This window comes from Pseudonocardia sp. ICBG601, from assembly GCF_020496245.1.
Genome location: NZ_JAHLJA010000204.1, coordinates 1 through 2,600, shown reverse-complemented (window position 1 = coordinate 2,600; position 2,600 = coordinate 1). Strand labels below are relative to the sequence as shown.

Genomic DNA, 2,600 nt, shown 5'->3' with positions numbered 1-2,600 from the left:
CACATGCCCGGACGCGGCTGGCACAACACACGCCGCCGCGCCCCCGTCGGCTACTCCCGCAACGAAACCCTGTTCCACATGGTCCGCCGCTTCGCCTACCGCGAAATGCGGCACCACTGGGGCGACGCCGACGGCTACCGCGCCGCTGTCGCCAAACACGTCGCGATCCTCAACGCCGACTTCCCCATCCCCCTCGGAGGGGAACGAACTCGGCCACATCTCCGGCTCCATCTCGGACCTGGACGATCAACTACTCCCGCATGTGGAACGACGGCCCCGCCGCCTACGACGCAGCCTTCTCCGCCATCCAAGCCGCACGCGGACGCAAAGGATCAGGACGCAACGGCGGACTCATCGCTGGCCGAATCCGTGGCGATGACCAGATCGAAACATCTCGACAGCTCCGCGAGGCAGGCATTGGCGAAGCGGGCTTTCTCATGACAGCGCAAATTCCGCGGCGTCGGACCAAGAGCGGCCGCGAACTCGCTGAAGAGTTCGGAATATCCCGCTCCACGGTCACAAAAATGATCGCCGAACCCCGAGACCGCTACGAGCAGCGGGCCAAGCAACGTCGAGCCAGGGCCGTGGATCTGCGCCCTCCAGGGGTTCAGCTACCGAGAGATCGCTGTCAGCACTGGCGACAGCATCGGCACCGTCCGGTCGCCTCCTCGCTGACGCCCGGCGCCACGGGAGTGGGCGCTCGCCGTGGCGCGCCGCGCCGCCAGTTGCACAGAGTGAGATTTCGAGGGATGTCCCGAAACGGCCCCCAAGCCGGGGTGCCGGTAAGGATCGTGTCATCAGCCGCAAACGAGCGCTGGGGGCTTGACCCTGAATCTCTGGTCGCGGCGGTGTCCGGGGGGTGGGAGTAGCGTCCGTGCGTGGCGCGTGAGCTGGGTCAGGACGAACTGATCGATCGGTGGACGCTGGTCGAGGCCGAGCTGGCGATGGTGGCCGGCAAGCGTGGCGCGACGCGGCTCGGGTTCGCGGTGTTGCTGCGCTTTTACACCGAGCACGGCCGGTTTCCCCGCAGCCGGAGCGAGATCCCCGACGCCGCTGTGGACTACGTGGCCCGGCAGGTCGGTGTGCCGGTGACCGAGCTGGCGTTCTACGACTGGTCCGGCCGCACGATCGAGTTCCATCGCAGCCAGATTCGCCGGACACTGGGGTTCCGGGAGTGCAGCGTCGCCGACGCCGACAAGCTCACCGAGTGGCTGGTCACCACCGTCACCCAGACCGAGCGCGGCGCTGAACGTGTCCGTGACCAGCTGCTGGACCGGTGCCGGGAGGAACGTATCGAGCGCCCACCGGCGGCCGCGTCGACCGGATCGTGCGCTCGGCGCTGCACCGCGGCGAGGAGCTGCTGTTCGCACGGGTGGCGATCCGCTTATCCGAGGCGGTGCGCGTTCGGCTGTTCGCCTTGGTCGCGGCCGGTGCCGATGACGACGGCCAACCCGGCGGGGACGGTGACGGGCCGGCGGTGCTGGCCTCGATCCGGTCCGATCCGGGCAACGTCAGCCTGAACACGATGTTGACCGAGATCGCCAAGCTGGAAGCGGTACGGGCGGTCGGCCTGTCAGCCGGCGTGTTCGCCGACATCGCCCCGAAGGTGGTCGCCGCCTGGCGGGCGCGGGCGGCGGTCGAGGCGCCCAGCCACCTGCGCGGACACGCGCCTGAGGTGACGCTGGCCCTGCTGGCGGCGTTGTTGCACTGCCGGGAACGGGAGATCACCGACACGCTGGTCGAGCTGCTGATCTCCACCGTGCACCGGATCAACGCCCGCGCCGAGGTCCGGGTGACCAAGGAGCTGATCAAGGAGTTCAAGCGGGTCACCGGCAAGGAGAACTTGCTGTTCCGGGTCGCCGAGGCGACCGTGAAACGCCGGCGACCAGCTCGTGCGCGACACCGTGTTCCCGGTCGCGCCGCAGGCCGTGCTGGCCGACCTGATCGCGGAGTTCAAGTCCTCCGGGCCGACCTACCAGCGCACCGTGAAGGCCACGCTGAAGGGCTCCTACACCAACCACTACCGGACTGGGCTGATCAAGCTGCTGGACGTGCTGGAGTTCCGCAGCAACAACACCACCCACCGGCCGGTGCTCGACGCGCTGGAGCTGATCACCCGCTACGCCAGCGCCGGGAACCTGCACTACTACCCGGCCGGCGAGCACATCCCGGTCCATCGCGGCCTGAGCGAGGACTGGGAGGCGCTGGTTTACAAGGACGACAAGCGCCGCCGGCAACGGGTCGTGCGCATGGTCTACGAGGTGTGCACCTTCCAGGCGCTACGCGAGCAGTTGCGGTGCAAGGAAATCTGGGTCGTCGGCGCGGACACCTGGCGCAACCCGCCGAAGACCTTCCGACCGATTCGAGGACCATCGCGTCGAGCACTACCAGGCGCTGCGCAAGCCGCTGGACCCCAGCCAGTTCATCGCCGACCTGCAAGCCGAGATGCGCGCCGAGCTGGAGGCCCTGCACACCGCCCTGCCGGGCTGCGATTGGTTGTCGATTAGCGACCGCGCGGCTGGCGCGGTCAAGCTGGCCCCGCTGGAGGCCTCGCCGGAGCCGCGCAACCTGCGCCGGCTCAAGCAGGCTGTGCAGGCCCG

4 protein-coding genes are annotated in these 2,600 nt (G+C 68.7%); 2 read left to right on the top strand and 2 right to left on the bottom strand.

Annotated elements, in window-relative coordinates; translation table 11 throughout:
• Window positions 1-231 (bottom strand): hypothetical protein (locus tag KPL57_RS60375; RefSeq protein ID WP_226358898.1); only part of this gene is annotated, 231 nt, incomplete at its 3' end.
• A gap of 647 nt (window positions 232-878) precedes the next feature.
• Here KPL57_RS60375 and KPL57_RS60370 point away from each other — a divergent pair.
• The gene (locus tag KPL57_RS60370) at window positions 879-1,520 is read left to right on the top strand and encodes a DUF4158 domain-containing protein (RefSeq protein WP_226358897.1); all 642 of its coding nucleotides are present in this window, start codon (window positions 879-881) and stop codon (window positions 1,518-1,520) included.
• Between the two features lie 53 nt (window positions 1,521-1,573).
• Here KPL57_RS60370 and KPL57_RS60365 read toward each other — a convergent pair whose 3' ends face one another.
• Window positions 1,574-1,903: a hypothetical protein gene (locus KPL57_RS60365; RefSeq protein WP_226358896.1), complete on the bottom strand. Its 330-nt coding sequence runs from the start codon at window positions 1,901-1,903 to the stop codon at window positions 1,574-1,576.
• Between KPL57_RS60365 and KPL57_RS60360 the strand changes: the two genes are divergently transcribed.
• Window positions 1,893-2,507, top strand: a complete 615-nt coding sequence (locus KPL57_RS60360; protein ID WP_226358895.1) for a hypothetical protein — start codon at window positions 1,893-1,895, stop codon at window positions 2,505-2,507. The genes KPL57_RS60365 and KPL57_RS60360 overlap by 11 nt on opposite strands.
• The last annotated feature ends 93 nt before the right edge of the window (window positions 2,508-2,600 follow it).